We start from the raw sequence: 24,174 nt of genomic DNA, 5'->3' as shown, positions 1-24,174 counted from the left end.
TTGTATGGGGCAGCTCAGGGGTGTGCAGCCACGAATGTGCGGACGGCACGAGATACGGCTTCGGGTTCCGTCAGTGGCGCCCAATGGGTTGTATCCAGCGTTTGCAGGGTTAATTTTCCGGTCCAGCGAACCAGATGCTCGTTCAGTTGAGGGCGCACATATGCGTCCCTGGTCGGGATGATTACCTGGACCGGACAGCGCGCCACCCGGGTTCGTGGCCGCAGCAACCGGGTCAGGAAGTTCGCCCGGTAAAGCTTGACCCCATACAGCCCGTCGGACTTCTGGGAGGCGCTGAACCTGGCATCGGCAACCTGCTCATGATGCTTCAGGTACCCTGGCCAGAGCCTGTCGAGGCCGGCTTTCCAGATCATTTCCGGGATCACAGGCACTTGGAACAGGAACACGTACCAGGAGCTTGTGAGTTGCTGGAGTACCTTCGCTGCCCCTGCCAGCCCGGGTGTTTCCAGCTGTTTCCGGAGCCAGAAGCCGATGTGGTCCAGACAGGGGCCGGAAATGGAGGTGTAGGAGCGAATGCGATTCTGCAAGGGCTCTCCGGTGACGGACTCCCAACTCTGGATCGCCCCCCAGTCATGCGCGATCAGGTGGAACTCGCGTCCGGGGATCAGGGTGTCTACCACCGCTTGGAGGTCGTCGGCCAGCAGGGCCAGGCGATAATCCCGGGTTTTTCGGGGCTTGCCGGACTTGCCGGCACCACGGACATCGTAACGGATCACCAGATACTCCTGGCTCAAGGCGGCGCTGACCTTGTCCCAGACCTGAAGATTGTCCGGGTAGCCATGAACCAACACCAGCGGCGTCGAGTCCGGATGGCCTTCGGTAACGGCATGGATAGTGAGCCCGCCGCTGTGCACCCAGTGTGTTTGATTATTGCCCACAATCAATACCTGCCCTGTGTTTGAGAGTCAGGTCAGGGTAACCATCCTGGCGCCGACGCCGGATAGCAGGGCGGGCCAAACACCGGGCCAAAGGTGTCAGTCCACGAGAGCTACGGACTTTATTTGCATCCACACGGTCTTGCCGGGTTCAAGGCCGAGCTGGTCTACGGAGCGGGTGGTCAGCCTTGATAACAGCGGGGTTGGCCCCGCCAGAAGCCGGACAAGGCTAACGCCCGGCGCCACATCCGGATCGACCTGATCGATGATGGCCGGAACCAGGTTCTGGATGCTCTGGTCGGAATGCTCAGCCAGCGCGAGGCTGATATCCCTCGCCAGGACCTGCACACGAACCCTGTCTCCCGGTGTCAGCCGGTCGTCCTGGCGCAACCACAGTTGGCCCCCGTCGAACCTGAACAGGGCCAGATGCCAGCGTGGGTCCAGATGGTCGATCCGTCCTTCCAGCAGAACCCCGGCATCGTCTTCCAGTCGAAAGGGGTTGTTGGTGCGGGCGAGCGTTTCCTGCAGCGGGCCCTGGGCCACCACCCGGCCATCCTCCATCATCACGATGTGGTCGGCCAGGCGGGCGACCTCTGGCGTGGAGTGGGACACGTAGATGATGGGAATCGCGAGGGTGTCCCGGAGCCTCTCGAGGTAGGGCAGGATGTCCTGTTTACTGGCTCGGTCCAGAGCAGACAGCGGCTCATCCATCAGTAACAGCCTTGGACTGGTCAGCAGTGCCCGCGCAATCGCGACCCGCTGGCGCTCACCGCCGGAAAGTCCGGCCGGCATGCGCTCCAGGAGGGATTCCAGGCCAAGCCAGCGAACGGCGTCATCGAATCTGATCTGTCGTTCGCCGGCGGGAATACGGCGGTAACCGAACTCCAGGTTCCTGCGGACGTTCAGGTGGGGAAAAAGCTGGGTTTCCTGGAACACGTACGCCAGGGCGCGCTTGTGTACCGGCCGGACGAACTCTTCCGTCTGCCAGGGTTCGCCCAGAACGGTCATGGTTCCGGGCGCGTTCTGAAGGCCTGCCATGCACCGAAGCAGCGTGGTCTTGCCGCAACCGGAGTGCCCGAACAGGGCGGTAATGCCGGTACCCGGGAGGGTCAGGTCAACGTCCAGGTCGAACCCCGGAAAGGCACACCGGAAGCGGGCATGGATAGTGGCGGTCATCTGAGAGCTCCCGCGCGGGCTTTGCCGTTAAGCGCGTAGAGGGTCACCAGAACCACAAAGGAGAACACCACCATGCCGGCGGACAGCCAGTGGGCCTGGGCGTACTCAAGGGATTCCACGTGGTCGTAGATGGCCACCGACAACACCTTGGTTTCACCCGGGATGTTGCCACCGATCATCAGGATCACGCCGAACTCACCGATGGTGTGGGCGAAGGTGAGCACGGAGGCGGTCAGGAATCCGTTTCTTGCCAGGGGCACGGCGATAAACAGGAACCGCTCCCACGGGGCGGCACGAAGGGTTGCGGCGGCTTCCATGAACCCCTCGCCTACGGCTTCAAAGGCATTCTGCAGAGGTTGAACGGTGAATGGCAGGGAGTATATGACCGACGCCACCACCAGGCCCTCAAAGGTAAATGGCAACAGGCCGATCCCGAGGGACTGTGTTATCTGGCCAACCCAGCCGTCAGGCCCCATGACCAGCAACAGGTAGAAACCGAGCACTGTGGGTGGCAGCACCAGGGGCAGGGCGACGATCGCTGCAACCGGCTGGCGCAGCCAGCGCCGGGAGCGGGCCAGCCACCAGGCGATGGGCGTGCCAATGAGCAGCAGCAACAATGTGGTGGTCGTGGCCAGCCTGAGTGTCAGCCAGACCGGGTCCCAGTAGGTTTCAAGCATCAGTCAGCCGTGTCGTAAGCGGGGTCATAGCCATAGCCCCGGATCGTGGCGATGGCAGTGTTCGATTTCAGGAAGTCCATCCAGGCCAGGGCTGCCTCATTGCTGGTTCCCCGGTTCAAAAGGATAGCCTGTTGGTCAATGGGTTGGTAATAGTCCTGGGGCACGTTCCAAAGGGAGCCTTCCTTGTCGTCCCAGGATGTTACCTGAGACAGGGCTACAAAGCCGGCCTGGGCGTTGCGGCTGACCACAAACTGAAAGGTCTGGGCGATGGAATCGCCACGAACCAGCTTCGCCTGCAGTGCCTGCCAATGGCCTAAATGTTCCAGAACCTGTTGTGCTGCAAGGCCGTAGGGCGCGGTCTTCGGGTTTGCCATGGCCAGCCTTGCGAACGTTTGCTGGGCCAGGTAGCTCTCAGCGTCCCCGAAAGCGTCCGGGGTCGGGCTCCAAAGCACCAGCTTGCCCCGGGCATAGGTGAAGCGGGTATTGGGGGCGCCGGCCCGCGCCTTCTCAATAAGCGACGGTCTGCGTGCATCGGCGGCCATGAACACGTCGAAGGGCGCACCGTTCCGGATCTGGGCGTACAGCTTGCCGGTGGACCCGAAGCTGGCTGAAACCGTGTGGCCGGTCTTGGCTTCAAACTGTTTGGCCAGTTCGCGGGTGGTGTCGGTGAAATTAGCAGCAACGCCGAGGCTGACTTCACCGGCCATGACCGGGAGGCTGGCTATTGGAAAAAACAGCAGCGTGGCAATGCGTAAGAGGCAGACTCTTGGTAGATGATCCGCTGACGTGGATTGGTACATAACCGTTTTCAGTGACTCCAGATTCAGTTCTGCTTGCGCGCCAACTTAAACATCATCTCGGGAGCGACACGCTTGACCCAAAGCGCTGCCATTTCCTTGCCCTTGCCGACGGGAATCTCGCGTTTTCCCTTGGCCAGCGCACTGACGATGACATCCGCGCACTCGCCGACGTCCATGCCACCGGCAATGTTCTCGTCTTCCTCGCCGAAGGCAGAGCCATCGGCCGCCAGGGCATTGAGGGAAATGTCCGTGCGGATAAATCCGGGGGTGATGGTGGAGACCAGAATGCCATCGTCTTCCACCTCGGCCCGCAGGGCGTCGAAGAAGCCCATCACCGCGTGCTTGGCGGCACAGTAGCCGGTGCGCAGGGGGACGCCGACTTTACCGGCCACGCTGGCGGTCACCGCCAGGTGTCCGGATTGGCGCTCTAGCATATGGGGGAGCACGGCCTTGGTCAGCGCAATCTGCCCCATCACATCCACATCCAGTAGCTTCTGGTACACCGACAGCTCGGTATCCTTGCACAGAGAGCGTTGGGAAAGGCCGGCGTTGTTGATCAGCAGGTCGATCTGGCCGAAGTGACTGATGACGTGGTCGGCAGCTACCGGAAGTGAGGGCAGGTCGGTAACGTCAAGAGGCAATACCAGCATGTTTTCCGGGGCGGCGCCGGCATCAATGCAGTGCTGGCGGACCCTCTCCAGCTCTGGCTGGCGTCGCGCCGAAAGAACAACTCTTGCATTTTCGCGCGCAAACCTGGCTGCCAGGGCCTCACCAATGCCGGACGAGGCGCCGGTGATCCACACGACTCTGTTGGTAAACATGGGCTTACTCCGATTAGTTGGGTGGCATTGATCTTAGCGCCCCGGGCCGGTCGGCGTCATGTTTTTACGCGCCGGAGTCTGTCCCGGTACGCAGGCAGTCGAGGATGTGGTGCCAGACCGCGTCAGCATTGGTTTCATTGACCAGTTCGTGACGGGCGCCGGGAAACAGACGGTCGGAGGCAACGAGCAGGCCGGCGCCACGAAGGTTGGCAACATGCCGGTTGAAACCGTGTCCCATCTCGCCAACCGGGTCGCTGTCACCGGCCAGCAGGTGTATCGGAAGGTCCTTGCGCCATGTTTTTGGATTGATGGTCAGCATGCCACCAATGAAGTCGGACCATAGGCCTGCCGTGCAGGGAAAGCCGCAGAGTGGGTCTCTCAGGTAGCGGTCCACCTGTTGCGGGTCGCGGCTGAGCCAGTCATGGCTGGTGCGATTGGGGGAGAACGCTTTGTTGAAGGCACCGAAGGTCATATTGTCGATCAGGCGGCTGTGGTGCCGTTTCCCGCGCAGTGCCCGGAGAGAGCGGACCAGTGCCAGGGAGGCCCGCAACTTCGGTTTGTCGATACGATTGGTCGCGCAGAGGATCAGTCTGTCGATCTGGTCACCATACTGCTGGCTGAAGGCCTGGGCGATGAACGAACCCATGCTGTGGCCGAACAGCGTTAGCGGGAGGTCGGGGTGTTGCTTTCTGGCATGGACAACGACTTGCTGCAGGTCGTCCACTACTTTCTGCCAGCCCTTGTGGTCGGCGTAATGGCCAAGGTCAGTTTCGGGGCAATGCGGTCCGTGGCCTCGATGCTGGATCGCAATCACCGATACCCCCTGCTGGTTCAGCCAGAGCGCCAGCGGCTGGTAGCGGGCTGCATGCTCCGCCATGCCGTGGGCAATGACCAGCACGGCCGACGGGGCCTCCGCCGCCCACGACAGCAACGGAATTCGATGGTGATCGGGGCTGTTGATGAAACTTTCCTGCAGGTCCATGTTGGTCGATTCCGGGCGGGTTGTTGGCGTAAACGGGAGTCTAGCCGGAAATCGGGCCTTAATGTGAGACGGAGCCGGAAAATCCGGCTTTTGTGGCGCTAGTCCGCGTCCCGATCCCATTCGGGTGGCTTCCACAGGTGCTTCAGGCGGGCTTGCAGGCCGCCTGGTCGGGCCATGGCCCGGAACAGGTCCACGTACTCGTGGGTCCACAGCACTAGCAGGTTCCTGGAGTGTATCGGTCGGGTAATGCCGTAGTCCGGTGGTGCCTGTTCGTCTTCGGCGACAAAGGTGCCGAACAGTCGGTCCCAGACGATCAGAGTGCCACCGTAGTTGCGGTCGATATAGCCGGGGTTGCGGCCATGGTGAACCCGGTGATGGCTGGGGGTGTTGAGCACGGTTTCCACCCAGCCTGGCAGTTTGCCAACCAGCGTGGTGTGAATGAAAAACTGGTACACCAGTGAGAGGGCATAAGCCACGCCGATCCACACAGGATTGAAGCCGATCAACGCCAGGGGCACATAGAACAGCCACATGCCGTTAAAGATATTGGTGGCATTCTGGCGCATGGCGGTGGAGAAATTCATACGCTCGGAGGAATGGTGGACCACATGGGCGGCCCAGAACCAGCGTATGCGGTGGCTGGAACGGTGCATCCAGTAAAAACAGAAATCCACTCCAACAAACGTCAGAAGACCCGTTGCCCAGTTCAGTTCCAGATCCAGCAGGCGGTGATGGTAGAGGAATGCGTATACGGGAAAGGCGATCAGGCCCGCGAACAGCAACTCTGTCAGTTGGTAGCCGGCACCCAGGGCAAAATTCCGCAGGGCTTCCGGTATGTCCATGCGCGTGGGGTCGTGGCGAATCCGCAGGTACTCCCACAGGGTGACGGCAATAAACACCGGCGTAGCGACAACGAATATCAGTTGGCGTTCGTCCAGTGCCAGCCAGGGGGCGAGGGTGTTCCAGAGGGGCAGCAACCCGCTCTCCTCAAGAACCGCCCTCATCATGTCCATCAATGCCATGGTGAAACCGTATTGTGATTGTAGGTGTGACTGTATTCTGCGCCGATGGCGATGCCATAAATTGACAATAAACGCCACAAAATTGATAATTAGTGCCAACAATGAATGACGCAGCGCGTGGAGGACGGTGAACCATGGCCAAGGTAATGCGGGTAACCGGTGCCTGGACGGGACTGCTATCGGACTGGCTTGAACAGGAGGGACTGGAGAATGCCCCGGTCAGGATAGCGCTGGCGCGCTGGGCGTCGGAAGACAACGTACCGGTGCCGGTGTGGCGTGACCTGCTGGCGCAGGGACTGGCTCTGGCGCCTCAGTATGCCGCTCCCGAGCTAAAGGTGGGGGCCTGTGTGCGTCCTGCCCATGTGGGTGTGCTCGGCTATCTGGTGCTGGCGTCCGACACCCTCGGCGAGGCCATGTTGGCCTACCAGCGCTACGAAACCCTGTTTTATGGTGCCAGCCTGGCGGAAATCGAGGTCGTCGGCGATCAGGCGGAAATGCGCTGGCCGCCCTCGGAGAATGAGCTTGGCCAGCAGGCGGACGGCGCTGCAATTGCAGCATTGGTGACCTTTATGCGTCGCCAGATTGATCAGCCCCCTCCGCCCTCGCTAGTGAGTTTTCTGGGTGACGTCAGTGCTGAGGCGGCCAGGGAATACGAACGGTTTTTTGGCTGCTCGGTGACCTGGAACGACAGCCATGTGCGAGTCCGGTTTCCGCTGCATTACCTCAGCCTGCCCATGCCCCGGCGAGACCCGACACTTCGCGAGTTGCTGGACCGGCAGGCCCGTGCCCTGCTGCGGGCGTTGCCGGAGGCGTCACAGGCGGGCTCGGGCATTGATCGCCAGCTACAGCAGGTACTGCTGAAACTGTTGTCTGATGGCGAGCCCACCCTTGCGCGTGCATCCCATGCCATGCACATGTCACCGCGAACGCTGCAGCGACGCCTGGCCCGGTATCAGTTGAGCTGGCAGCAGTGGCTCGATCGGAACCGGGAACAGCTGGCGCGACAGTACCTGGACGACACCTCACTGACGCTGACCGACATTGCTCTGCTGTTGGGCTTTTCCGAGCAAAGTGCTTTTACCCGGGCCTACCGCCGCTGGACCGGCAATTCACCCGGCCGAGAGCGCCGTCAGTGGCTCAGCGATTAGCAGCATAGACCTTTTCCAGCGTGTGGATCTGTGGCTGCCATTGATCCAACCAGGCCTGGATGTCTTTGGGGATTTTCGCCGGTTTGGGCCAGGGCACCGGGTATTGGCCGGGCTGGAACATGGGTGCGAACAAGGAGGCCGCGGCGAGGTCGGCGCGGGAAAAGCTGTCTCCAGCCAGGTAGGGCTTCTCCTGGTAGGCATTCGCCAGTTCGGTCAGGTAGCGCTCCATGGTTTCCCGCGACTGCGCGGCGGTTTTCTCGTTGATCTTCATCCATTTGCGCATGACCTCGTCCACCCGGCTGAAGGCCAGTCTCAGTAGAATCCGATTGTAGAAGGGCGTGCCCGCAGCCAGCATGGGAACGACCACCTTGGGGCGTTGCAGGAAGTGGTGGTAGGAGTAACAGCGCACGCTGGGGCCGGCTTCGTCGTCCAGCCGCTGTTCCCAGGACAGCGCGGCCTCGCGGGCCTGCGGGTCGGTCGGCGTCAGCGGGTTCTCGGGAAACGTGTCGTCCAGATAGTCAATGATGGCTTTCGATCCCTGAACCCGGTGACCGTCATGGTCCAGTACCGGTACCGATGAATCAGCGCCCGTCAGTTTGCGGATGGTGTTGATGTGCTGGCCGGGCAGAAGGCTGATGGCTTCGTAGCTCAGACCTTTGTGATCCAGGGCCCAGCGAGCCTTTTCGCAGTAGTGTGAAATAGCAAACTGGTAGAGTTTTATCGCCATGACGTGGAATGCTCCCGGGTGTTTTGATGGCCTAAGCGTAATGCTTAAAGACAGGAAATGGTAACGGCTCTGCTTTAAAATCGGCAGCCATCATGGATAATCTGCAACTGTTACAACCACAGGGAATGAGGAATAAACAATGAAAGGAATCGCCGCCTCTTTGCCGGCCTTGGTCAGCATCCTGCTGGTCGCGGGCTGTGCATCCACCGAGGATCAACGCGCCGGTGACGGCCTTGCCGTCAATACCATGGCATGCGGCCAGACTGATATAGGCCTCGACTACCACGAAGACCGCAGTGGTCTGACGATAACGTTCGGCAGCGACAAAATGGTGTTGAAGCAAAAGGAAAGTGCCTCCGGTGCGCGCTTTGTGGACCCCGACAACGATGGCACCCAGTTCTGGAACAAGGGTAACACTGCCACATTGACAATAGACGGGCAGGCGTTGCCGCTATGCCTGGTTCCGGGCGCTGTCGAGAAGCCGTTTATCGCCCGGGGGAACGAGCCGTTCTGGCGGGCAGTTCTTGAGCCGGGGCAACTGGTGGTGGAGCAAATGGGCAAGGAGCCGATTGCACTACGCTACGAGGTTGTCGAGAGCGCGACCACGGGACGTACTTTCGAGGCTGAAGGTGATGGCGTTCGGGTATCGCTGAAGACAGCAAGCCAACTGTGTCGCGATTCCATGACCGGCATGCCCTATCCTCGACAGGTGCGGCTGGCCGTAAACGGAGAAGAATCCCAGGGCTGCGGAGGGGATCCTGAGCGGTTGCTTCGGGGAACCGAATGGGTTGTTGAAGACATTGGCGGCCGCGGGATTATTGACAGTTCCCGGGTGACACTGAACTTCCTGGCGGATCAGCGTGTGGCAGGGCGTGCGTCCTGCAATCAATTCAGCGGTGGATGGAATTTGACGGGTGAAGGGCTCGAGTTCACCCGGATGGCGTCCACCAAAAAGGCTTGTGCCCCGGCGCTGATGAACCAGGAAGACCGATTCCTGTCGCTGTTGGGTGAGGTTCAACGCTTCGACATCGGCCGGCACGGTGAGTTGCTGCTGGTGACCGGAGATGGACCTCTGATCAGGGCATTTCAGTCCACAGACTGAGTCCGTACTGGTCCAGGATCTGCTGTACCCGGCCGCTGTCCATGAGTTGTCGGGTGCCTTCCGTTAAGAGTTTCGCAAGTTCTTTTGCGTCTTCCCGTACCGGGGAAAACGCGACGAAGGCATCGATTTCGTCGACCAACCCTGCTTGCCGTGGCGCGGGGACAGTGTCGTTGTTGTTCATTTCCCACCAGGCCATCACGTAGATATCTTCCGCAAAAATGTCAGTACGGTGTTGGTCCAGCAGGTAGATGGCCCGATCAAGGGGTGACGGCCCCGCGATCACCCAGATTCGTTCCGGGTTGGCCTGATGCTCCTCAATGTACTGGTCCAGCTCATCGGTATAGGAGTACCCATTGATGACCAGCAGCTTCTGGTTATGGAGCGACGCCAGCCCGTCGTATACCCAGCGGTTGTCAGGGTGGGTAAATAGCGCAATGGCTGAGCGCCCCTGGGGGGTGTCTGGAAACACGAAATCCGGGGCATCGGTTGTGAAGGCACCGACCACTGCGTCCAGTTGACCTTCACGCGTTAATTGCAGCGCCCGTGCCCAGCTAACGTTGACGTACTCCACGGTATAGCCGGCTTCGCCAAGGACCTCGCGGGCAATGTCCACCATGTAGCCCTCGCGATCGCTCCCCGCTTCGCAGTTATGGGGGCACCAGGGATCGGATGCGATAACGATCGTCCGGGGCCGGGGTGTCGTATTGGAAAGGGCAGCGGACAGGGCCTCATTGGTTGGCGTCTGCGTGTCGACGTCTGAAGAAGGGCTCTCTTCGTCAGGAGGAGGTGAGCAGCCGTGCAACAGGAGTACGGTTAGTAGAGCCACTGCCAGTCTGGGCATGATCGTTGTCTGGGGCACCGCGAAGCTACGGCGACCTATTTATAATAGCCCGTCTGTCACGCTGCTGTCATCCAGGAGCCCACCTCCACCGGGATGGCCCCCGATCAGTAACGGCTGCGATTGTCTCCTTCCGATGCATCGACCGGCACCAGTGCCTTGACCAGTTCTTTCATCTCGAGAATGCCTACCTGGTTGCCTTTTTTGACCACCCGATAGACAAGGTCGGTATCGCCGTCGGATCTTGCGATCACCGACTCCAGGTTGTCCCGATCGGAAATGTCGCCGGCACTGTCAGCGGGAGGTTCCGTGGTTTTTGCCATCACGGAACGCACTCTCAGAACCCGTGCACGATTGATGTCGCTGATGAAATCCGTAATGTACGGATCGTTGGGATGCATGAGAATTTCCTGGGGTTCGCCCTGCTGGACGATGTGTCCGTCCTTGAGGATAACCAGGTGGTCCGCCAGCTTTAGCGCCTCGTCCAGATCGTGGGTGATGAACACCACGGTTTTCTTCAGTTCCTCCTGCAACTCCAGCAGCAGGTCCTGCATGTCGGAGCGAATCAGCGGGTCCAGGGCGGAGAAGGCCTCGTCCATCAGCATCACGGGCGAGTTGGATGCGAGTGCCCGTGCAATGCCCACGCGCTGCTGCATACCGCCGGATAGCTGGTGCGGGTATTGGTTTTCGTTGCCTTCCAGCCCCACCCGGGCGAGCCATTTCTTGGCTTCGTCCTCGAAGTCCCGCACCGTATGGCCTCTTACCAGCAGCGCCATGCCGGCGTTCTCCAGCACGGTCTTGTGGGGAAGCAGGGCGAATTTCTGGAAAACCATCGACATTTGTTTACGCCGTAGCTTCCGCAATCCGTCCTCGTCGAAGGCGAGTACGTTTTTGCCATCCACCTTGATCTCACCGGCAGTGGGTTCGATCAGCCGGTTGAGATGGCGTATCAACGTGGACTTGCCTGAGCCCGACAGACCCATGATGACGGTGATCTCGCCTTCTCGCATATCCACGTTGATATCCTGGAGACCCAGTACGTGGTTGTGCTTTTCCAGCAGTTCGGCCTTTCCCATGCCCCGGCGGACATACGCCAGGGCGACATCGGGAATGGGGCCGAAAATCTTGTAGAGGTTCCGGATGGAAATCTTGATATCCCGGTCCACGATTCGCTCCCTTACTGTTTCTGTGAGGCGTTGATGCGCGCCAGTGAGGCCTTGGTTACCCGGTCAAGGATCACCGCCAGAATCACGATGCCAAGGCCGGCAACCAGCCCGACACCCAGCTCCAGGTTGCGAATGCCCTGAAGCACCAGCACCCCGAGCCCCGGTGCCGACACCAGGGAAGCGATAACAACCATCGCCAGGCTCATCATAATGGTCTGGTTTACACCCGCCATAATGTTGGGCAGCGCCAGTGGAATCTGGACCTTGAAGAGTTTCTGCTGGCTGGTCATCCCGAAGGCGTCAGCGGCTTCGATCACATCCTTGTCCACCAGGCGGATACCCAGGTTGGTGAGACGGATGACCGGCACAATGGCGTACAGGATGATGGCAATGCCGTAGAGCTTGGACTCGGTCACGCTGAACAGGAAGATCAGCGGAATCAGGTACACAAAGGGCGGCAGTGTCTGCAGCATGTCGAGCACGGGAATGGTCAGGCGCTGCATCATGTCGCTGCGGGACATGGCAATGCCGATGGGCACGCCCAGCAGCACACAGAGGAACGCGCAGACAAAGATGATCGACAGCGTCTCCATCGCATACTGGTAGTAGTCAATAAAGGCCAGCAGAACCAGGCTGCCCGCCACAAATCCCACCAGTTTCCAGGATTTGGTGACGACAAACACCACGGCCAGCAGCGCCGGTATCACGATCCACCAGGGCGTGTTCAGCATGCCGTAGAGTGTCCCGTCCAGAAACCAGCTTAGTGGTTGGGTCAAAGGGTCCAGAACAACACTCAGACTGTCCTTGATGGACAGGAAGCCCTCTTCAAGACCTTTTGTCAGTTCCCTGGATTTGGGGAAGGCCGCGCAGGACTCGTTAAGCGCGTCCATGGATGGAAAAGGCAGGTCCCATAGTGACTCTGCTTCGGCGTCCGTTCCTTTGGTTTTTTGCAGCAACGCCGCCATTGACATGGGGGCATCACTTTGGCCGTCAGAGCACCAGTCTTCCAGACCCAGTGATGAAAACACGAAATCGTAGGTCGCCATTTGCGGTCAGTTCCCAGAAGCGTTCAGATGAAAATGGGTAATGTGAGTTCGCCTGTTCGGTTTGACAGGGCCGGGAGACGGCCCTGTCAGGGTAGGTGGAGAGATTACTCTCCCAGCACCGAAGCCAGGCGTTTCTTGGCCGAATCGTTCAGCCAGCTTGACCACTCGTCGCTGTTGTTGCTCAGGAAATACACGGCCGCTTCTTCTGCCGACGCGTTGTTGGAATCCATCCACGCCAACAGGGCGCTCATGGTGTCGGTTTTGAATGTCAGCTTGCTGAGCATTTCCGCAACTTCCGGCTCACGATCCTTGAAGTCCGTGGTCACGGACGTCAGTACGGTGGCGGCAGGAAATTCAGACACGCCAGGGTTGTCCGCTTCCTGGGTCTGATTACGGGTATGAACCTCCGGCTTGTAATCACCCAGTTCGACGCGGGTCATGTCGAACTTGCCGAGCGGGACAGTGGGGCCCCAGTAATAGCCAAACCAGGGCTCTTCAGACTGCACGGCGGAGGCCATTGACGAGGCCAGGGTTTCACCGGAACCGTGGTTGAACACCTCAATGCCAGAGCTTTCCAGGTCGAGCGCCCTAACCAGGTTGTCACTGACCACACGACAACCCCAGCCACTTGGGCAATTGTTGAAGCGGTTGTCCACCAGTTCCGGATTAGCCATGACACCTTCGATGGTGGTCAATTCGGGGTGCTTCTCGGCCAGGTAGGTTGGAATCCACCAGCCTTCAACGCCACCGGGCTCCAATACTTTGGTCAGACGCTCGATCTTGCCCTGTTCTTCCAGTTCCAGGTAGGCCTCACCTGCGGAGTTGAGCCACAGTTCGGTAACGATGTCCGGTTCACCATTTTCGGCGACTGAGGTAACAGCGGGGACGGTGTCGGAGGGAACCACGGTGACATCACAGCCGTACCCCTGCTCCATGATGAATTTGGCGACGCTGGTGACAACTGTGTTGGATGCCCAGCCCATTTCGGTGATGGAAACTTCACCGCAATCGGCCTGAGCAAGTGCAGGCACGGACATCGCGCAAAGCAGCGCGACTGGCGTTAGCTTTCGCATGATTGGTTCTCCTTATGGATTTTGAAAATACGCGGAAACAGATCCGCTGGAGCGGTTCTGAAGACCGCTCTAGAGGTGAAGACGCCGTATTGATACTGCGTTTTCAGAGGGCAAGACAAATGTTGTGACCTCGGTTACTACGTATCTTTAGAGTAACGCCCTGAGCGTGAGTTACAAGCCATTCATGTAAAATGTCGCCAGAAAATGCACATGCTTTCCGGTGTTTTGAGCCCCAGTGTCAACGAATTGAAGCAATTCAGCAGTAGTTTGAAGGGTTGTCTGAAACGGGAGAGCCCCATGACCGAGTTGCGCAAACTGACCCCCCATTCTGCTATTCCTGCCGAACAGGCCCGTCGGGATAGCCGCCAACGCCATCTGCTGAGAACCTTTCTGCCGGAGATGATTCGTCTTGAGCGTGTGCTGGCGGAAGCGCCGGGACAGGTTACTGTGAAGACGCTCTCTCGGGTTGCGCTGAAACACATTGACCTTCCGATCTACCGGGTTGACCTCGGCAGCGAGGCACCCGATGCGCCAGTGGTGATGCTGGTGGGTGGCGTTCACGGTCTTGAACGCATCGGCAGCGAAGTCGTCATGGCCTGGTTGCGCAATCTGCTGGCAAGGATGTCCTGGGACGGGCATCTCCAGGCCCTGCTGAAAAAAGTGCGGGTTACCCTGCTGCCCATCCTCAACCCCGGCGGCATGTACCTGAATCAGCGCAGCAATCCCAACGGGGTCGACCTGATGCGCAACGCACCGATCACCGCCCAGGACCGCAGTGCGTTCCTGTTGGGCGGGCAGCGCTTCTCCCCGCGCCTGCCGTGGTTCATTGGTGATCCCGAGCAGGGTATGGAAGCGGAGAACCAGGCCCTTGAGTCGGTGATCTCGGAGCTCCTGCCAGGCCGTCCATTCAGTGTCGCGCTGGACTGTCATTCCGGTTTCGGCTGGCAGGACCAGATCTGGTTCCCCTATGCCTACCGTCGTCGCCCCATGCGACGGATCGAATCGGTGATGGCATTGAAGCTGATCTGGGAGCAGGCATGGCCGGAACACAACTATCGCTTCGAGCCCCAGTCCCGTCATTACCTGACCCACGGTGATCTGTGGGACTATTTCTACAAGAAGATCAACCGCAGCGGTGAGGGCGCCTTTATTCCCCTTACCCTGGAACTGGGCTCCTGGCGATGGATCAAGAAGCGCCCACGACAGTTGCTGCGACTGGACGGCTTTTTCAATCCGCTGGTACCCCATCGCCATCGGCGCGTACTGCGAAGTCACCTGACCTTTATCGATTTCCTGGTCAGTGCCGCCGCCCATCACGAAAACTGGTTGCCGCACTCGGATGAGGCGTCCATGCTAAGGGAGGCCGCCATCGCCCACTGGTACAGGGATCATCACTGACAATGCACTGGATTCTGTTGCGCGGACTGACCCGGGAGCAGTCACACTGGGGCTCGTTTTCCCGCAGGCTTGAGGAAGCCTTTCCCGGCCATCAGTTTCATCTGGTTGATCTTCCGGGCACGGGCGTGCATTTCAAGGAGCCCAGCCCTGACCGAATCGCGGAGATTCGTGAAAAGGTCCGTCACAACGTTGGTCACATCCCAGCGCCATACAACCTGATTGCTCTGTCCATGGGTGGGATGGTTGCCCTGGACTGGGCTCAGCACGCTACCGAGGGCGAAATTCAGAACCTGGTGCTGATCAATACGAGTTCCGGATTCAGCCTGCCCTGGCGACGGATGCGTCCGGGTGCCTGGCCCCGTATCATTCGCCTCCTGGCGCGCCGGGAACTGTTCGATCGTGAGGCGGATATTCTACGGTTGACGAGCAACCGACCGGTCGACCTCGATGTCATGAAACACTGGTACAGCATCCAGCGCCAGCGGCCAGTCAGCTATGCCAACGCCTATGCCCAGATGAAAGCAGCGATGGCCTACAAACCCCTGCCTCAACGCCCTCTGCCGAACGCACTTGTGCTCGCCAGCAAGGGTGACCGTATTGTCCATTGGAACTGCAGTAAAGTGTTTGAGCAGCGCTGGCAATGGACGCTGAAAGTCCATTCGTCCGCCGGCCATGACCTGCCGATGGACGACCCTGAATGGGTCATCCAGCAGATAAAAAACTGGCTGCCCAAATGATTACGGTTGCTTGACGCAACCGGTGTTCCGCGTCAGTCTTCTACACAATTCCTCAGATTCACCCCGAGATACTTATTTGGATTGGAGTCGATAACAATGAAAATCTTTGAGACCAAGACAGCGCCCAACCCACGCCGGGTAAGGATGTTCATGTCTGAAAAGGGGCTGTTGGACAAGGCCGAGTTTGTTGAGATCGATCTGCAGAAGGGTGAGAACCTGACGCCGGAGTACGCGGCCAGGAACCCGATGAAGAAAGTACCCGTGATGGAACTGGACGACGGCACCTGCATCGCCGAAACCATGGCAATTTGCCGCTATTTCGAAGAAAGCTATCCGGATGCGCCAACCCTGCTCGGGGACACGGCGTTGGAGAAAGCGCAGGTGGAACAGTGGCTGCGGTGGATCGAGTTCTCCTTTTTCCTACCCACCGGTATGTGTTTTCAGCACACCAGCGGCTATTTCAAGGACCGCATGAACCCGATCAAGGAATGGGGTGAGGAGTGCCGCACCTCGGTGGAAAAATTCCTGCACTTCCTGAACAAGCATCTGGATGGCAGGGAATACATCTGTTGCGACCGGTTCACGGCCGCGGATATCAATGCCTTTACCACCGTGGCCTTCGCCCGTGTGGTGGATATTCGCGTCAAGCCGGAGCAGGCCAACCTCCAGGCCTGGTATGATCGCATCAAGCAACGTCCTTCCGCCCAGGTATGACCCGATGACCCAACAGACCCTACTGGCCTGTGCTCTTGATAGAATCGATACCGCCAACCGTGCAGACCCCAACATCGAGCAGGTTGGCGGAATACCCTTGCCCAAGGAATACGCCTACAGCCAGCACATGACCCGCTGGCTGTTTGAGCTTGAGCCGCAGCCCTCCGAACGCATGCAGATTGCCTGCCGCGCCCAGCACATAGAGCGCTGGACCATCCCCCGTAGCGATTTCCCGGAAGGTCGCAAGGCCTATTACGAGTGGCGCCAGGCCTGTGGCCGCATGCATGGCCGCCGGGCTGCCGGAATCATGGAGGAATGTGGCTACCCACAGGAAGAATGCCAGAAGGTGGAAACCATCCTGACCAAGCGGGAGTTGCGCAAGGACGCAGACACACAGCTGCTGGAAGACGTTGCCTGCATGGTATTCCTGGAGCGCTATTTCGCGGATTTCTATGAGGAAAAAGCCGATTACGACCGGGAGAAATGGCTGCGCATTGTCCGCCGTACCTGGGGCAAGATGTCTCCGCGTGGGCATGAAGCCGCGCTGAAACTCGCCGGAGGAATGCCAGCGCATTTACTCGAATTGCTGCAAGAGGCCCTGGCCGACGAGGCGTAGGCAAAAGCGTGTCATCTTGCCATCCTCGATCGTCCTGATTATGATAATTATTATCATTAAGGTGAAGGGCTGCCCGGTATGGGCGGCACTGCCGTTCAGGATGTCGAGATGCCGTCAGCCAACTTGCCGCAGCCCAGTATTCTGGTTATCGAAGACGACCACGCGCTCAATGGTCAGATTGCGCAGCTTCTGGGAAGCCGCGGATACCACACTCACCAGTGTTTTGAAGGGGAGAGCGGCTTGTTGTCGGCCGTTAGCCACCGCTTCGATCTGATCCTCCTGGATGTCCTGCTGCCGAAACTGAACGGTTTCGAAATTCTCAATCGCCTGCGCAAGACACACCAGACGCCCGTCATGATGTTGACCGCTTGCGGCGCTGAGGAGGAGAGGATTACCGGCTACAGTCGTGGCGCGGATGACTATGTCCCCAAACCTTTCAACTTTACGGAATTGGTGCTCAGGATCGAAGCGCTTCTGCGACGCTCCCGCGGCAGCCACGATACCCGGTCAGACCTCGATACGATGGAAGTGGGAAAGCTGCGCCTTGATCGAACATCACTCAGCGTAGTGTATGGCGATGTCGACGTTTCCCTGACCCAGATCCAGTTCCGGCTTTTATGGGTGCTGGTTCTGCACCAGGGAGAGGCACTGAGCAAACCCTACCTATACCAGGTGGTGCTGGAGAAAGAATTCAGCCGTTACGACCGCAGCCTGGATATGCATTTGAGCAGGGTGCGGCGTAAGCTGGTCAATGCCGGTATGGCGGCGGATCGCCTTCAAACGGTACATGGCAAGGGCTATTGCTTCCTGTGAATCGTCGTTTGTTGTGGAAGCTGTGTGGCATCCTTGCGCTGGGAACTTCGGCGCTGTTCTGGGTGATTTCCTTTGTGGGTTCCGAAACCGAACGCCAGATGAGCTTTATTGCCGAGCCGCACCAACAAACCCTGAGGGACTGGGGGCGCACCGCTGAAGCCATGTACCGTGCGGGAGATGAGCAGGCACTGGCACGGTGGCTGGAAGACCTTCAAACCAGGGAAAATACCTGGGCGGCCGTGGTCCGGTCCGACATCCAGCCCCTGGTAGGAAGCAGGCTCACAGACCGGTTTCGAGACGGGTTCCGCCTGGGCCGTGATGAAACGTGGAAGATTCACCTCTACTTCACCGAAAACCCCATCATGGAAACCACCTTTGCTGACGGCAAGACCCACTTTCTGGTGCTCCTGCCTCAACGAATGCGCCCGGGAACCTATCTGCCCGAAGTCAGGATCCTGCTCAAGGTTGCCCTGCCGCTGGCGGTGCTCGTTATGATGTGTCTGGTGATCTACCGGCATGTGATGAACCCTCTGCGCCAGCTCGAACTGGCCACCCGGCAGTTTACTGAGGGCAACCTTGGCGTACGGGTGAGAACACTGTTGGGTAACCGTAACGACGAATTGGCGGCCCTGGCGGACACTTTTGACCAGATGGCCGAGCGCACCGGCGACCTCATACTCACCCAGCGCCGGCTGATCGCGGACCTGTCCCACGAGCTGCGAACTCCGCTGACCCGCATCGACATGGCGGTAAGCTGCGTGGAAGAGGGTATCGACACACAGCATTTTCTACCCCGCATTCGCCACGAATGCCGCATCATGCGAGGACTGGTGGAAGACACCCTGACCCTGGCGTGGCTGGAAAACGAAAAGCCGAGTCTCGACCACGAATCCCTGGATCTTACCGACCTGCTCGACAGTATCCTCGACGACGCCCGCTACGAATATCCCGACCACCACCTTCAGGTTCACCTCCCGGACCGGGCGGAACTCACCGGCAGTAGCCATCGCGCCCTGGCACAAGCCATCGAGAACGTCATCCGCAACGCCTGCAACCACACGCCAGCCGGTGGCACCATCACCATCAGCCTGCGGCGGGAAGAGAATGGTTACCGGCTTGTCGTCGACGATGAAGGCCCCGGTGTTCCCCCGGAACACCTGGAACTGATCTTCAAACCCTTCTTCCGCTCCTCGGTAGCTCGCGACGAAAAACCGACTGGCCACGGCCTGGGTCTGGCGCTGGCAAGGCGACAGATGGAAGCCGCTGGCGGCTGGATAAAAGCCGGGAATCGGGGGGAGGGTGGTTTAAGAATGCTGTTGTGGTTTCCCCTGCCGAACCCTGGTCCGCATTCGTAACAATTGTAAAAGTATTTCACTTTGTTCACTTGCTAAATAAGAATGTGCGCCAAATAGGAATCATTTTCAGTTATCGGAGCGCACATGAACACCATGACAACAGACGTCTTCCGTCTTCAGGCTAACCGCCGCAATGCCGTCGCGGTTGCCGTTGCTGCCATCATTGTCAGCCCGCAGGCCCTGGCACAGTCCGAACCCCGGACACTCGAGCCGATTGAAGTCACTGCCGACCGTGAAGCCAGCAGCGACAGCGTGGTCACTGAGGAGCGCATCGAAAAGTACCAGGCTGACGACCTGGAAGACGTTTTTGCCGGCCAGCCTGACGTAACCGTGGGTGGCTCCATTGGTATCGCTCAGAAAGTGTATGTACGTGGTGTTGAAGACCCGCTCCTGAACGTTACCATCGATGGCGCTACCCAGGCCGGTGCACTGTTCCACCACACTGGCCGTCTGGCCGTGGAGCCGGAACTGCTCAAGCAGGTGGAAGTGGATGCCGGTGCTGGCAGAGCCACGTCAGGCGCTGGCGCGCTTGGTGGTTCCATACGGTTTGTTACCAAGGACCCGGAAGATCTGCTGCGGCCCGGTGAACAGGTCGGTGCACTGGTCAAACTGGGCTCCTTCTCCAACACCGACGGCTATAAAGCCAGCACCACCCTGTTTGGGCGACTGAACGACCAGTGGAGTACCATGGTATCCGTCAGTCAAAGTGATCATGAGCGGTTTGACGATGGCGGTGGGGATGAAGTCCCTGGCACCGATGCCAAGCAGCAGCTTGGCTTCGCCAAACTCGTTGGCCAGTTGCCCGGCGACCAGACTCTGAAGCTCAGCCACGAGGTCCGCACTGACGAAGGCGAGCGGCCCCAGCGCCCGCAGTGGGTCGTCAGCGGCTTCAACTCCCTTTACGAGCTCGATGGCCGCCGCGATACCACAACCGTGAATTACGGTATAGCACCTGAGGGTAATCCCTGGGTGGATGTGGCCCTCACCGTCTACTACACCGAATCTGAAATTGAGCAGAACGTTGAGGACCGCTGGGGCCGCTACTTTGGTTTCTCCCGCAACATTGGCGGCGATCTGCGCAACACCAGCGAGCTGGCCAGCCATTCCCTGACCTATGGCGTGGATTATCGTGAGGACAAAGTGAACGCTGGTGGCGCGGCTGATCGCAGGGCCGAGGAGGAAAGCGGCGAGATCCTGGGAGTCTACCTGCAGGACGATTATCAGATCACCGAGCGCCTGCTATTGAGTGCGGGCGTGCGCTATGACGATTACCACCTGGACGACAACAACGATGAAAGCTTCAGTGCGGATGACGTTAGCCCCAATGCCAACATTGCCTGGGAAGTGCTGAGCGGCCTGACCCTGAGGGCCGGTTACGCGGAAGCCTTTCGGGGCCCGAGCACCCACGATACCTTCAAGATTGACCGCGCCCAGAACGATCCGGATCTGAAAGGCGAGAAAGCGAAGAACCGGGAAGTGGGTTTTGATTATGTCTACGGAAATTTCACCCTGTCCGCCGAGGTCTACCGGTCGGAGATCAAGGATGCCATTGCTGATCCCCTGTTTGGCCCGGCCATCTACGAAAACATTGGCGATCTGGAGTCCGACGGCTACCTGATCGGCACGACCTATCACATCGGAGGCCTGCAGGCTGGCCTCAGCTACCACAGCAACGAGGCCGAGCTGGATGGCGATCCACTGACCGTGTACGAACATAATCTGTTGGGCAATACCGTGGGTGACACCTGGGTGGCCGATCTGTCCTATCGTTGGGACCGCAACCTGGAGTTTGGCTGGCAGGGCCGTTTCGTAGAGAACATCGACAACGTGGAAACCTCTGTCGGCACCATCGACAAACCCGGATACGGCGTACACGACCTGTTCATGCACTGGTTGCCCACCGGAGACGAGGACCTGCGGCTGACCCTGACGGTCAAGAACGTCGGCGACAAGCAGTACCTGGATCACGCCAGCAACGCGGACTACCAGCATATCGCGGGCTATGATGGCATTGTGGGCTTGCCCGAGCCGGGGCGTGACGTGCGGGTCGGCCTGGCCATGCGGTTCTGAGGCCACGAATGATTGCGATAAGGACAATCGCCGCCCTGCTGGGCGGCGTACTTCTGTTTCAGGCCAGCCTTGCCCAGGCAGCCCGCACGGTGACCGACCTTGCGGGCCGAACGGTCGAGATCCCGATGAAGGTCGAGCGGGTGGTGCTTGGCGAAAGCCGCTATATTCCTGCCCTCGCCATCCTGGAAGGTGACCGAGTGGTGGACCGGTTGGCCGGCCTCTTGCCGGATTTTGAAAAGACCGACCCCGCCGGCTATGCCCAGTACCTTGAACGTTTCCCCGCCCTGGCCGGTATCCCCCGGGTGGGGCACGCGTCTGCTGACAGCTTCAGCCTCGAGAGCGTGCTGAGCATGGGCGCCGACCTGGCGATCTTCAGCGTTGAGGGGCACGGCCCCGGCGCCCGTAACAGCGAACTGATCGAGCGACTGGAGCGGGCCGGTGTGGCCGTGGTGTTCATTGATTTCCGCCAGAACCCCCTGCGTAATACGCCAAAGAGCATGGCGGTGCTGGGGGAAGTGCTGGGTCGCCAGAATGAAGCGAATACCTTCAATGACTTCTACCGGACTGAGCTGGATCGGGTCACCGATGCGGTGGCGGAGATACCCCGGGATCAGTGGCCCACGATCTTCCTGCACAGCCGCGTAGGCCTGCATGACAGCTGCTGCGAGACCATGGTGCATGGCATGATGGGGCTGTTCATCGAGGCCGCCGGAGGCATCAATATTGCGGCTGACCGCATTCCCGGCGTTAGCGGTGTGCTCAATCTCGAATACCTGATTACCGACCAGCCTGACCGCTATCTGGCCACGGCGATAGGCTCGGTCGATCTGGAGATGGCGGTTGAAGAACAACCCTATGTGGTGCTGGGCGCTGGTGTTTCAGAGCCCGTCGCCCGTCGCTCCCTGGCGCGGGTGACGGACCGCCCGGGCCTGGCAGCGCTGGACGCCATCCGCGAGCAGCGGGCCTTTGCCATCTGGCACCATTTCTACAATACCCCGCTGAATGTGGTGGCGGTGCAGGCCCTCGCCCGCTGGTTACACCCGAAACAGCTTGGGCACCTGCAACCGGAGCGGACGCTGGCGGAATTCTATGAACGCTTCCAGCCGGTTGAACTGAACGGAACCTATTGGGTGACTCTCGGAGAAGAGACACCATGACGCCAACCGGGGAAAGCGAAGCTGGCGGACTGGCGAAGGCGTATCGCCGCTTTGTCTTGCGCCGGGTGTTGTGCGTGACAGCCCTGGCGGTAGCAGCGGTCATTGCATTGCTGGTGGACGTTGCCTCGGGCCCGGCGATGCTGGGCCTGCAGGATGTGGTTAAAGGCTTGTGGAACCCTGAAGCGCTGGATGCCGGTACTCGTGTGATCATCCAGGATATCCGCGTGCCCTATGCCCTGATGGCCGTGGTGGTGGGCGCCTGCCTGGGCCTGGCGGGTGCCGAGATGCAGACCGCGCTGAACAACCCCCTGGCCAGTCCCTACACCCTGGGGGTCGGAGCTGCTGCCACACTGGGCGCCGCCCTGGTAATCGTTTTCAACCTGTCGCTGTTCGGCCTGGCGACGGACATCCTTCTGCCCCTGTCTGCTTTTGTGTTCGCCGCTGCCGCCTCGATACTGATCCTGGTGCTGTCGCGTACCCTGGGCGCCTCGGTGCATTCGGTCGTGCTGTTCGGGATCGCACTGCTGTTTGGTATCAACGCTGTGGTGGGGCTGATCCAGTTCGTCGCCGACGCCGAATCGGTGCAGCAAATCGTGTTCTGGACCATGGGTAGCCTGGCGCGGGCGACGATGGATAAGGTTGCCATTGTTGCGCTCGTTCTGGCTATCTGCCTGCCGTTTTCCCTGCGCAATGCCTGGGCCATGACACTGCTGCGCAGTGGCGAGGAACAGGCCCGCAGCCTTGGCGTAGCGGTGGAGCGCATGCGCCTTCTGGTATTGTTGCGGGTTAGCCTGCTGACCGCGGCGGCCATGGCGTTCGTGGGCGAGATCGGTTTCATCGGGCTGGTCGCCCCGCACATTGCCCGGTTGATGCTGGGGGAAGATCACCGATTCCTGCTACCGGGTAGTGCCCTCGCCGGTGCCCTGCTGCTGTCATTGTCATCCATCGCCAGCAAGCTGCTGGTGCCCGGGGTGGTGCTGCCGGTGGGTATCGTTACCGCCTTAGTGGGTATTCCGTTGTTTATCACGCTGATCGTTGGCCGCAGCCGGCGGGGGGCGGCGTTGTGAGCCTGAAACTGGAGAAACTGACGGTAGGCTATCGCCGGCGCCCGGTGTTCCGGGACTTGAGTCTTCCTGCTATCGAACCGGGTGCCCTGGTGGCTGTGGTGGGCCCCAACGCCGTGGGCAAGTCGACCCTGTTGAAAAGCATTGCCGGACTGCTGTCGATGAGCGGTCGGGTCTGCTTGAGTGACGATAACCTGACGGCCATGCCGGCTACGCGTCGGGTCCATCGCCTCGGTTACCTGCCGCAACCGTTGCCGCAGGCGATCCCCCTGGTTGCCTACGAAACCGTTTTCAGCGCCTGTCGATCGGCCCGTGGTGACTGGAGTCGCGGCGACACTGAACAAGCCATCGAGCAGGTCTTTGAGACCCTGGGTATTCGCGACCTGGCGCTGCGGCGACTGTCGGAAATGTCCGGCGGCCAGCGGCAGATGGTGGGCCTTGCCCAGGTGCTGGTGCGCCAGACCCCACTGATGCTGCTGGATGAGCCCACCAGCGCCCTGGACCTGCACTGGCAGCTCAACGTGCTGAACGCCGTGCGTAACGCTACCCGTGAGTCCGGTGCCATAGCCCTGGTGGCCAGCCATGATCTTAACCTGGCCCTGCGATTCTGTGATCAGGTGCTGGTGCTGGCACCGGGCGGCCAGGCGGTGATGGGCCCGCCCGCCGAGGTTCTGACCCCGGCACTGCTTGCCCGCACCTATGGGGTCGACGCCCGTATCGAAACCTGCTCCCGTGGCCACCCGATCGTGCTTGCGGATCGGCCGCTGGCGTCTCGGTAA

Annotated in this window: 24 protein-coding genes; 12 read left to right on the top strand and 12 right to left on the bottom strand. The window is 59.8% G+C overall.

What is annotated here, in order from left to right:
• Positions 1-14: 14 nt before the first annotated feature.
• The 7 genes from AXW11_RS07105 to AXW11_RS07075 form a co-directional block, all read right to left on the bottom strand.
• Entirely contained in the window at positions 15-896 is an 882-nt protein-coding gene (locus AXW11_RS07105) for an alpha/beta fold hydrolase (protein WP_041332517.1), read from the bottom strand.
• A gap of 96 nt (positions 897-992) precedes the next feature.
• The gene (gene modC / locus AXW11_RS07100) at positions 993-2,069 is read right to left on the bottom strand and encodes a molybdenum ABC transporter ATP-binding protein (RefSeq protein ID WP_085678748.1); all 1,077 of its coding nucleotides are present in this window, start codon (positions 2,067-2,069) and stop codon (positions 993-995) included.
• Positions 2,066-2,746, bottom strand: coding sequence for a molybdate ABC transporter permease subunit (modB, locus tag AXW11_RS07095; protein WP_041332518.1), 681 nt, complete (start codon positions 2,744-2,746; stop codon positions 2,066-2,068). Before modB ends, modC begins: the two co-directional genes overlap by 4 nt.
• A complete protein-coding gene (gene modA, locus AXW11_RS07090) occupies positions 2,746-3,546 on the bottom strand; it encodes a molybdate ABC transporter substrate-binding protein (protein WP_091642499.1) in 801 nt (266 codons plus the stop codon). Before modA ends, modB begins: the two co-directional genes overlap by 1 nt.
• A 23-nt stretch (positions 3,547-3,569) precedes the next feature.
• Positions 3,570-4,367 carry an SDR family oxidoreductase gene (locus tag AXW11_RS07085; protein ID WP_091642493.1) on the bottom strand — a complete coding sequence of 266 codons (798 nt, stop codon included), beginning with the start codon at positions 4,365-4,367 and terminating at the stop codon, positions 3,570-3,572.
• A gap of 64 nt (positions 4,368-4,431) precedes the next feature.
• Complete coding sequence (locus AXW11_RS07080; protein WP_041332519.1) at positions 4,432-5,349, bottom strand: alpha/beta fold hydrolase; 918 nt, start codon at positions 5,347-5,349, stop codon at positions 4,432-4,434.
• 98 nt (positions 5,350-5,447) lie between these two features.
• Positions 5,448-6,371: a sterol desaturase family protein gene (locus tag AXW11_RS07075; protein WP_041332520.1), complete on the bottom strand. Its 924-nt coding sequence runs from the start codon at positions 6,369-6,371 to the stop codon at positions 5,448-5,450.
• Between the two features lie 134 nt (positions 6,372-6,505).
• Between AXW11_RS07075 and AXW11_RS07070 the strand changes: the two genes are divergently transcribed.
• A complete protein-coding gene (locus tag AXW11_RS07070) occupies positions 6,506-7,519 on the top strand; it encodes a helix-turn-helix domain-containing protein (RefSeq protein WP_041332521.1) in 1,014 nt (337 codons plus the stop codon).
• Here AXW11_RS07070 and AXW11_RS07065 read toward each other — a convergent pair.
• Complete coding sequence (locus tag AXW11_RS07065; RefSeq protein ID WP_091642490.1) at positions 7,509-8,246, bottom strand: glutathione S-transferase family protein; 738 nt, start codon at positions 8,244-8,246, stop codon at positions 7,509-7,511. The two genes, AXW11_RS07070 and AXW11_RS07065, sit on opposite strands and share 11 nt — an antisense overlap.
• A 139-nt stretch (positions 8,247-8,385) precedes the next feature.
• On the opposite strand from AXW11_RS07065, the gene AXW11_RS07060 reads away from it, so the two are divergent.
• Entirely contained in the window at positions 8,386-9,348 is a 963-nt protein-coding gene (locus AXW11_RS07060; RefSeq protein ID WP_041332522.1) for an META domain-containing protein, read from the top strand.
• Here AXW11_RS07060 and AXW11_RS07055 read toward each other — a convergent pair.
• The 4 genes from AXW11_RS07055 to AXW11_RS07040 all read right to left on the bottom strand — a co-directional run bounded on the left by AXW11_RS07055 (position 9,323) and on the right by AXW11_RS07040 (position 13,471).
• Positions 9,323-10,189 carry a substrate-binding periplasmic protein gene (locus AXW11_RS07055; RefSeq protein WP_036210927.1) on the bottom strand — a complete coding sequence of 289 codons (867 nt, stop codon included), beginning with the start codon at positions 10,187-10,189 and terminating at the stop codon, positions 9,323-9,325. The two genes, AXW11_RS07060 and AXW11_RS07055, sit on opposite strands and share 26 nt — an antisense overlap.
• Before the next feature lie 104 nt (positions 10,190-10,293).
• A complete protein-coding gene (locus AXW11_RS07050; RefSeq protein ID WP_091642488.1) occupies positions 10,294-11,352 on the bottom strand; it encodes a quaternary amine ABC transporter ATP-binding protein in 1,059 nt (352 codons plus the stop codon).
• 11 nt (positions 11,353-11,363) lie between these two features.
• A complete protein-coding gene (locus tag AXW11_RS07045; RefSeq protein ID WP_091642485.1) occupies positions 11,364-12,398 on the bottom strand; it encodes an ABC transporter permease in 1,035 nt (344 codons plus the stop codon).
• A 104-nt stretch (positions 12,399-12,502) separates the two neighbouring features.
• On the bottom strand, positions 12,503-13,471 hold the full coding sequence (locus AXW11_RS07040; protein WP_041332523.1) for an ABC transporter substrate-binding protein: 969 nt from the start codon (positions 13,469-13,471) through the stop codon (positions 12,503-12,505).
• 297 nt (positions 13,472-13,768) lie between these two features.
• On the opposite strand from AXW11_RS07040, the gene AXW11_RS07035 reads away from it, so the two are divergent.
• The 10 genes from AXW11_RS07035 (at position 13,769) to AXW11_RS06990 (ending at position 24,174) form a co-directional block, all read left to right on the top strand.
• The gene (locus AXW11_RS07035) at positions 13,769-14,869 is read left to right on the top strand and encodes a M14 family zinc carboxypeptidase (RefSeq protein WP_085678757.1); all 1,101 of its coding nucleotides are present in this window, start codon (positions 13,769-13,771) and stop codon (positions 14,867-14,869) included.
• Positions 14,870-14,871: 2 nt separating this feature from the next.
• Positions 14,872-15,606 carry an alpha/beta fold hydrolase gene (locus tag AXW11_RS07030; protein WP_041332524.1) on the top strand — a complete coding sequence of 245 codons (735 nt, stop codon included), beginning with the start codon at positions 14,872-14,874 and terminating at the stop codon, positions 15,604-15,606.
• Between the two features lie 96 nt (positions 15,607-15,702).
• A complete protein-coding gene (locus tag AXW11_RS07025) occupies positions 15,703-16,320 on the top strand; it encodes a glutathione S-transferase family protein (RefSeq protein ID WP_091642482.1) in 618 nt (205 codons plus the stop codon).
• A gap of 4 nt (positions 16,321-16,324) precedes the next feature.
• Positions 16,325-16,936, top strand: a complete 612-nt coding sequence (locus AXW11_RS07020) for a DUF4202 domain-containing protein (protein WP_041332525.1) — start codon at positions 16,325-16,327, stop codon at positions 16,934-16,936.
• Between the two features lie 78 nt (positions 16,937-17,014).
• Positions 17,015-17,749: a response regulator transcription factor gene (locus tag AXW11_RS07015; RefSeq protein WP_228301367.1), complete on the top strand. Its 735-nt coding sequence runs from the start codon at positions 17,015-17,017 to the stop codon at positions 17,747-17,749.
• Complete coding sequence (locus AXW11_RS07010) at positions 17,746-19,104, top strand: sensor histidine kinase (protein ID WP_091642559.1); 1,359 nt, start codon at positions 17,746-17,748, stop codon at positions 19,102-19,104. The genes AXW11_RS07015 and AXW11_RS07010 overlap by 4 nt, the downstream gene beginning before the upstream one ends.
• A gap of 84 nt (positions 19,105-19,188) precedes the next feature.
• On the top strand, positions 19,189-21,174 hold the full coding sequence (locus AXW11_RS07005; protein ID WP_228301368.1) for a TonB-dependent receptor domain-containing protein: 1,986 nt from the start codon (positions 19,189-19,191) through the stop codon (positions 21,172-21,174).
• An 8-nt stretch (positions 21,175-21,182) separates the two neighbouring features.
• The gene (locus AXW11_RS07000) at positions 21,183-22,331 is read left to right on the top strand and encodes an ABC transporter substrate-binding protein (RefSeq protein ID WP_041332527.1); all 1,149 of its coding nucleotides are present in this window, start codon (positions 21,183-21,185) and stop codon (positions 22,329-22,331) included.
• Complete coding sequence (locus tag AXW11_RS06995; RefSeq protein ID WP_041332528.1) at positions 22,328-23,398, top strand: FecCD family ABC transporter permease; 1,071 nt, start codon at positions 22,328-22,330, stop codon at positions 23,396-23,398. The genes AXW11_RS07000 and AXW11_RS06995 overlap by 4 nt, the downstream gene beginning before the upstream one ends.
• Entirely contained in the window at positions 23,395-24,174 is a 780-nt protein-coding gene (locus AXW11_RS06990) for an ABC transporter ATP-binding protein (protein WP_041332529.1), read from the top strand. Before AXW11_RS06995 ends, AXW11_RS06990 begins: the two co-directional genes overlap by 4 nt.

Origin of the sequence: Marinobacter sp. Hex_13, assembly GCF_001566815.1 — a bacterium.
GTDB lineage: Bacteria > Pseudomonadota > Gammaproteobacteria > Pseudomonadales > Oleiphilaceae > Marinobacter > Marinobacter salarius.
Note: the sequence above shows the minus strand (reverse complement) of the source record. Positions and strands in the feature narration are given on the sequence as shown.

Bases quoted from the DNA above. Each gene is read 5' to 3' on its own strand.
- modC (WP_085678748.1), bottom strand. From the start codon at position 2,069: ATGACCGCCACTATCCATGCCCGCTTCCGGTGTGCCTTTCCGGGGTTC.
- modB (WP_041332518.1), bottom strand. From the start codon at position 2,746: ATGCTTGAAACCTACTGGGACCCGGTCTGGCTGACACTCAGGCTGGCC.
- modA (WP_091642499.1), bottom strand. From the start codon at position 3,546: ATGTACCAATCCACGTCAGCGGATCATCTACCAAGAGTCTGCCTCTTA.
- AXW11_RS07085 (WP_091642493.1), bottom strand. From the start codon at position 4,367: ATGTTTACCAACAGAGTCGTGTGGATCACCGGCGCCTCGTCCGGCATT.
- AXW11_RS07080 (WP_041332519.1), bottom strand. From the start codon at position 5,349: ATGGACCTGCAGGAAAGTTTCATCAACAGCCCCGATCACCATCGAATT.
- AXW11_RS07075 (WP_041332520.1), bottom strand. From the start codon at position 6,371: ATGGCATTGATGGACATGATGAGGGCGGTTCTTGAGGAGAGCGGGTTG.
- AXW11_RS07070 (WP_041332521.1), top strand. From the start codon at position 6,506: ATGGCCAAGGTAATGCGGGTAACCGGTGCCTGGACGGGACTGCTATCG.
- AXW11_RS07065 (WP_091642490.1), bottom strand. From the start codon at position 8,246: ATGGCGATAAAACTCTACCAGTTTGCTATTTCACACTACTGCGAAAAG.
- AXW11_RS07060 (WP_041332522.1), top strand. From the start codon at position 8,386: ATGAAAGGAATCGCCGCCTCTTTGCCGGCCTTGGTCAGCATCCTGCTG.
- AXW11_RS07055 (WP_036210927.1), bottom strand. From the start codon at position 10,189: ATGCCCAGACTGGCAGTGGCTCTACTAACCGTACTCCTGTTGCACGGC.
- AXW11_RS07045 (WP_091642485.1), bottom strand. From the start codon at position 12,398: ATGGCGACCTACGATTTCGTGTTTTCATCACTGGGTCTGGAAGACTGG.
- AXW11_RS07040 (WP_041332523.1), bottom strand. From the start codon at position 13,471: ATGCGAAAGCTAACGCCAGTCGCGCTGCTTTGCGCGATGTCCGTGCCT.
- AXW11_RS07035 (WP_085678757.1), top strand. From the start codon at position 13,769: ATGACCGAGTTGCGCAAACTGACCCCCCATTCTGCTATTCCTGCCGAA.
- AXW11_RS07030 (WP_041332524.1), top strand. From the start codon at position 14,872: ATGCACTGGATTCTGTTGCGCGGACTGACCCGGGAGCAGTCACACTGG.
- AXW11_RS07025 (WP_091642482.1), top strand. From the start codon at position 15,703: ATGAAAATCTTTGAGACCAAGACAGCGCCCAACCCACGCCGGGTAAGG.
- AXW11_RS07020 (WP_041332525.1), top strand. From the start codon at position 16,325: ATGACCCAACAGACCCTACTGGCCTGTGCTCTTGATAGAATCGATACC.
- AXW11_RS07015 (WP_228301367.1), top strand. From the start codon at position 17,015: ATGGGCGGCACTGCCGTTCAGGATGTCGAGATGCCGTCAGCCAACTTG.
- AXW11_RS07005 (WP_228301368.1), top strand. From the start codon at position 19,189: ATGAACACCATGACAACAGACGTCTTCCGTCTTCAGGCTAACCGCCGC.
- AXW11_RS07000 (WP_041332527.1), top strand. From the start codon at position 21,183: ATGATTGCGATAAGGACAATCGCCGCCCTGCTGGGCGGCGTACTTCTG.
- AXW11_RS06995 (WP_041332528.1), top strand. From the start codon at position 22,328: ATGACGCCAACCGGGGAAAGCGAAGCTGGCGGACTGGCGAAGGCGTAT.